Genomic DNA, 5,673 nt, shown 5'->3' with positions numbered 1-5,673 from the left:
GCGCTGACAAGTCGTTACGCAGCAAGGCGCTCGTCGGCTGAGTCGGGCTGCAGCGAATGCAGGAACGTTACGGCCCGTTGCGCATGCGCTGCCGCCTGGAAGATCGCCCGTCTGTCGTCGGTCAGGACCTTGAGCCAGGAGTCAAGATAGGACGCATGATCGGGTCGTGGGTCGAGTTCGGGAACAATGCCGAGGTCGGCGCAAAGGAAGCAACTGCCGAGCTCGGCAATCAATTCCTCGCGCGCACGCTCGCTCTTGTCCTTGGCGTAGCGGCTGAGGTCGCGACCGACACGGTGGTCCGGCGCGGTCCAATGGGTGACCTCGTGACTGAGGGTTGCATAGTAGCTTGCAGCGTCCTTGAAGCTCTCGAACAGCGGCATCTGAATGAGGTCGGCGGCCGGCGAGAAGAAGGCCTGGTTGCCGCCGTGGCGAATGGAAGCGCCGGTGTTGCGGAAGAACCAATCGGCATGCTCGATGCGCTGGACCGGATCTGGAACCGGTGCGGGCCGCTGATGATTGTAGTGGTCGGGAAGTCCGTCGATCTGCTCGATGTTGAACACGCTATACGCCTTCAGGAAGGGGATTTCCCGCTCGACTTCGCCGCCGTTCCCGTCGGTTTCGGACTTGGTGAACCGGCTGGCGAAGACGACGGTCGTGCCGGTCTCGCCTTTGCGCACCGCGGCGCCCAGTTCAAGGGACTGCTTGAACGTCATCCATGTGGATGACGTATAACCCCGTGCGATGCCCTCCGACCATAAAAGCAGTACGTTGACGCCAGAATAGGGTTGCCCGTTGTAACGCAGCGGCCGGGTAATGCGGCCTGCCGTGTTCGCCGCATTCCATGGTTTCATCCAGGGCCGCACGCCCTTCGCAAGATCTTCGATGATCTTGTCGGTGATGCGGGTATAAAGATCGCCCCTCTGATTTTCTGTCCTGCTCATATCAAAACCTCCGTTTCGAGGCCGCGCCCGTCGCGGCCCGTTGCGGAGGGTCGAAGGCAGGAGCAGGTCAGTCGGCGGATGCACCGGAACGGCCGCAACAAAGTGGAGGACGGCAAGGCCGTTGCGTCCGCCGGCGGCTCCTGCAGACCCGACGAACGGAACGGGCTGCGCTGCGCGCGCCATCGGCTTCATTTCATGTTGCTCGTTTCCGCCTCCGCGACACGAAAAAAGCCGGTCCCGCCATGGAACCGGCCGTTCTTGTGTCGACTGAAAAGCCGGGCGGAGCCCCGCCCGAGCTATCTAATCGAAGGCTGAGATTTGCGCTTCGRCCGCCTTGCGGCTGAGCGACGTGCCCGGCTGCTCGACCGGCCGGTCGAAAGGCTTCCAGGTCTCGCCGATGACCTGGGCATAGGCAGCGACGGCACCTTCGGCTGCCATTCTGAGCGAATGGGCCTGTATGCCCATGTCGGCGGCAAACTCCCGCTTACGCTGGGCGGCGCTGTCATAGCCGACGGGGCCGTCGAGGTCCTCGTCACGGGCATCGTTCGCGGCCTTGGCCGTGGCATCGCGCGCTTCGGTGACGGCGCGGCTGTAGAACTGGCCGGCGCCATGGGCAGAACCGACATAGGCGCCGACGATCCGCTGCAGGTGGATCTGCATGGCCTTGTCGCCAAGGCCATCGCCGAGCGCATCGGCTGTCTCGATGATCAGGCGCTCATGCAGGTCGCGGATGCCGTCGCTGTCGATGACGGCGGTCCCGAAACTCTCGGCGATCTTCAGCGCCTGGCTGGCGTCGGGGCAGGTGAGCCGGACCATTTCGACGGTGGCGCCCTTGCGAAGTTGCACGACGCGTGGGGATTGGCGAGGAGAGGATGCGGGCTTGGCCATGGTCGTTTCCTTTCGAGGTCGTCCGAAGCGGCTGCGGCCCATGCCGGCTTGCCCTTCGGTGCGGTCAGCCCGAACCGGCGGAAAGACGGGCGCTTCAGGGTCCGGCCCCACCTGGACGAGCGGAGCCGGTTTGCGTGCGAAGAGGGCAAGCTGCCCTCGACGGAGCACGCGAGCCTGCTCCGAGAAGGACGGCGGGGTCCGGCCGCACMGCGGCGCGACWGCGGCCTTGAAGCGCACGGCCGCCGGTTCAGACCGCAGCAAAACCGAAGGGCAAGCCGGCGTGGAGAGGGAGACGACGTCCTCGAAACGAAACTGGAGGCTCCCCCGCAAACTCCGTCTTCCCCACGCGGGCGTGAATGCTCGCCTACCGCTCGGGCGGCTTGGGCAACCGGTAGGATTGCAGCCAGCTCGGACCGTGCGAGTTGCGAAGGCCCCGCAGCAGACCGCCGTCATCATGCGGCGGACCGCCCATCCACGCATTGCTGAGGATCGATTTCCAGCGGCGGCCATGCTTGGCGGCATAAGCCTGAAGCGCCGCTTGCTGATCCGCCGTCAGGGGCGGCATTACTTCATGGCGAAAACGGGCAACACGCGTCTTTGGCGAGGCCTCGGACACTGCTTCCCTGGCCGCGATCAGGCGCCTGAGTTCCGCAACCCCCGCGTTGACGCAGGCTTCGCCCTCGAGGTGATGGAACTGGCGCCAGAATGCGGTTCTCTCGGCTGGCGATGTGCCGATACCGGCTTTTCGCTCCAGTTCTCCGATCGTGCTCATAGCGACGCTCTCCGGGCGGTTGCGACGGGTGGATCGGATTCTACTCGCGCCCGAAATGCCGTGATTGCCGCATCCTGCCGGGCAAGTTTTCGGGTAAGCGCGTCGAGCTCGGGCTGGCGCTCGGCCGTCAGAGCTGCCAGGTTCGCGCGGTAGCGTTCGAGGAAGGCGCCCGGCTCCGGCGGCTTGCCCCGGCGAAAGCCAGCCTGACGTCGGCCAAGCTGCGGAATGAGCGCTGTCATGCGGCGCGTAATCTGCCGCTCGATGAGAGCGAGCTGGTGCTGTGTCTTTCGCCGCGCCGCTTCCATTCTGGCAAGCGAGCCGGCCTGTCGTTCGGAACTGGCCATTACGACGCCCTCCCACGCCAACCGGCGAAGCTGGAGGGTCCGTCATAGACGGCATGCCTCGCCTCATCGATGACAAAGCCGAAGCGGCCGATTGCATACTCATCGCTCGGCACCAGGAAGCGACGCTCTTTCACGCGCTCGCCGCGCTTGCCGCCGATCGTGGCGATCACCTCGGTCATGCCGGCGTTATGGTCTGACCGTAGCGCCGAGATGACGATCCAGTCGCCAGCGTGCTGCCGCGCGAAGGCTCGGGCATCCTTCTCGTAGCACTCGCCGGGTGCAAGGGGGCGACCGGAGATCGCCTCCCAGACATCCGGCCAACTGTCGCGGATCGTCTTGTCCGAGCACTTGCGTTCGTAGGCCGTGAACAGGTCCGGAAAGGTCAGGGCGACGACCGCCCACGCGGCATCCTCCTCGTACCAGCCGCCGTCTGCCCTCAGCATCGGATGGACCCTGGCGTTGCGAGCAGAGGAGAGTTGGAAGCCGCCATGGCCAGCCGTTGTGTGGGAGACGATGCCGTCGGCGTAGACGGTGGCGCTCTGGGACGCACCCCAAGGCGTGCTGCAGGTCATTCGCACGCTCTGTCGGGAAAGCAACCCCAACTCGCGGCTGTGTTCCGCCTGTTCGATCATACGGTCGCGAAACGCCGCTTCGTCGGCGACCGCGCCATGGTGGGAATAGAAATCATCGCGCTTCAGCGCGGCAAGCGGCCGCGACACGCGCCATGCACTGGCGAGCAAATATTGCCCGCCACCGGCAGGAACCATTGCGAAGACGAGATCGCCGATCCGCGCGACAGCCATGTCGTCGGCGGCTCTGGCGAATTCCACCCCTAAATCTTCAGGGGTGGAGGCCTCTATTTGGGGCGTGTGTGCCGGGTTCATGCCGCAGCCCTCCCTTCCATGTGATCGGCAGCAATCTCATCCTCAGTCACCTCGTCGAGAACGGCATGAGGATAGCCGTGCTGGGTGAGCCATTCCTCGGCCGCGTGCCGATCAACGGCGAGATGCACGAGCTCGGCATTGGCGCCGGCGCGATCGAAAACGCGAACCGATCCGAGCGGCGGCCGCTCGATCACTTTGAATGTCAGCGTGCTCTCGAGCGAGAAGGTGCGGTGGATGCGGATGGCGATCACGCCACTTGCGCCGAGATCGCCCTCGTGAAGCGTAAAATTGGGCGACAGGCTCGTGGCGCCGAGGCTGCGCTCGCCCTCCTTGCGGACCAGCCGGCCCTGACTGTTCCGGGTCTTCCAGGCGGCGAGCTTCTTGCTGAAACGCTCGGGCGGTCGGGGAGTGCCATCCGACCAGGCGACGATGGAACCAACAGGGGCGAGGTCATAGATCAGAGACGCGGACATTTGCGCATCCTCCTTTGAGTTTTGATGGTGGTGGAAACGAAACCGCCGCCGGGGCGGCCGGCGGCGGAGGATCATGCGGAGAAGAGGGTCTGCTATTCCGCCGCGATCGCGTAGGCGGTTTCCTCGTCGCTGGAGGGGTCATCATTTGTCGTCACCGCATCAGCGTCAGGATCCCCGTGATCCAGATCCTGTGCGTCTGAAGCGTCGGCGTCGTTGCGAGCGTCCGGCTGCGCATCGCCGCCGATATCGCCGATCGCCTCTTCGACCGGGGCATTCTCCTCGTCGAAGCAATCGCGATGTTTCAGGAGATCGGCGATGTCCTTCGGGTCAGGCGCAAACAGCGCCGCCGGATGGACGAAGGTTGCCTCAGTCGATGTGAAGTGGTCGACGAGGGCTGCGCGGGTTTCGCGGACCCGCGCCCGGGGCTGGAGGTTGGCCTCCTTTGCCGCAGTCTCCAGGGCCTGGCGCGACAGGCACAGAAGGAAGTCCTCTGTTCCCATATTCGGTAGGAAGCCTTCGGCGCCGATCGCCTCGCCGGCGATCCTGGAGACGACGCCGCTGTTCGACATACCACGGCGGCAAGAAAGCACGTCGATGAGGACCGAACGGGCGGCGACACGCACGCTGTCCATATCAACCGACAGCCTGCCATCGGCGGAATAGAGGCGCGCGGCATGACGTTGGAACCGCCTCAGTCCGAACATGGTGTCGTTGGCGCCGGAATCGACCCGGACATTGGTGCCGGCAAAGGCCATGACCAGGAGAGCCATCAACATGTCGTCCTCGATCGGCGCGCGGGCCAGCGCCTCATGCAGCGCATCGGTCCGGAAATCACCGATCATGTCGAAGCCCTTCTGCGTGACGTCGGGCCTTGTCTTTCCGGCGACCGCCGCCTCGTCGTTGGCCTCCTCCGTCCCATCGGCCGCGGTGCCGGTCTGGCCGGCGGACTTCCTGACCTCCGGCATCCGGTAGTGAACGCTCTGCACCTTGCCCTCGCGATCGAGGTACATTGCGGTGCAATCGCCTTTGCCTGGCTTGCCGTAGACGCGTTCGGCCTTCTTCGGCAGGTCCGGCTGGCCCCAATTGTTGACCTCGACGATCGCACCCTTCTTCGGCAGGTTGCTTGCCATCCACTCCTGCTGGGCGCCGAGGAACGCCTCGACATTTGTGGTGTAGCGATTGTCCTGATCGGCCGGGCCGAACAGGTCCTCGGACCACTCGATACCGTAGGCCAGGCGAAGATCATCGCCGAAGCTTGCATCGCGAGCGTACATGCGGGTTTTCGACAGCCCGTTGGCGATCTGCCACCAGGCTGCCGTATCGCCCTTCTTCGGCTTGTGGGCTTTCCAGACCTCTTTCTGCTCCTCGGAC

General features: G+C 64.7%; 7 protein-coding genes. All 7 read right to left on the bottom strand.

Going from position 1 to position 5,673, the window contains the following annotated elements:
• Positions 1–14 precede the first annotated feature (14 nt).
• Positions 15–941 (bottom strand): ArdC family protein, encoded by a 927-nt coding sequence (locus tag QD461_RS36295; protein ID WP_028753473.1) that lies wholly within the window; start codon positions 939–941, stop codon positions 15–17.
• 300 nt (positions 942–1,241) lie between these two features.
• Positions 1,242–1,829 (bottom strand): hypothetical protein, encoded by a 588-nt coding sequence (locus QD461_RS36290; RefSeq protein ID WP_414091607.1) that lies wholly within the window; start codon positions 1,827–1,829, stop codon positions 1,242–1,244.
• Positions 1,830–2,193: 364 nt separating this feature from the next.
• The gene (locus QD461_RS36285) at positions 2,194–2,601 is read right to left on the bottom strand and encodes a hypothetical protein (protein ID WP_028753475.1); all 408 of its coding nucleotides are present in this window, start codon (positions 2,599–2,601) and stop codon (positions 2,194–2,196) included.
• Positions 2,598–2,945 (bottom strand): hypothetical protein, encoded by a 348-nt coding sequence (locus QD461_RS36280; RefSeq protein WP_037135796.1) that lies wholly within the window; start codon positions 2,943–2,945, stop codon positions 2,598–2,600. The genes QD461_RS36285 and QD461_RS36280 overlap by 4 nt, the downstream gene beginning before the upstream one ends.
• Positions 2,945–3,829 (bottom strand): DUF7007 domain-containing protein, encoded by an 885-nt coding sequence (locus tag QD461_RS36275; protein ID WP_028753476.1) that lies wholly within the window; start codon positions 3,827–3,829, stop codon positions 2,945–2,947. The genes QD461_RS36280 and QD461_RS36275 overlap by 1 nt, the downstream gene beginning before the upstream one ends.
• On the bottom strand, positions 3,826–4,302 hold the full coding sequence (locus QD461_RS36270) for a hypothetical protein (RefSeq protein ID WP_015341932.1): 477 nt from the start codon (positions 4,300–4,302) through the stop codon (positions 3,826–3,828). Before QD461_RS36270 ends, QD461_RS36275 begins: the two co-directional genes overlap by 4 nt.
• A gap of 92 nt (positions 4,303–4,394) precedes the next feature.
• On the bottom strand, positions 4,395–5,673 hold a 1,279-nt coding region (locus QD461_RS36265; protein WP_414091606.1), incomplete at its 5' end, for a plasmid partitioning protein.

This window comes from Rhizobium sp. BR 314, assembly GCF_047445805.1.
Taxonomy (GTDB): domain Bacteria; phylum Pseudomonadota; class Alphaproteobacteria; order Rhizobiales; family Rhizobiaceae; genus Rhizobium; species Rhizobium lusitanum_B.
Note: the sequence above shows the minus strand (reverse complement) of the source record. Positions and strands in the feature narration are given on the sequence as shown.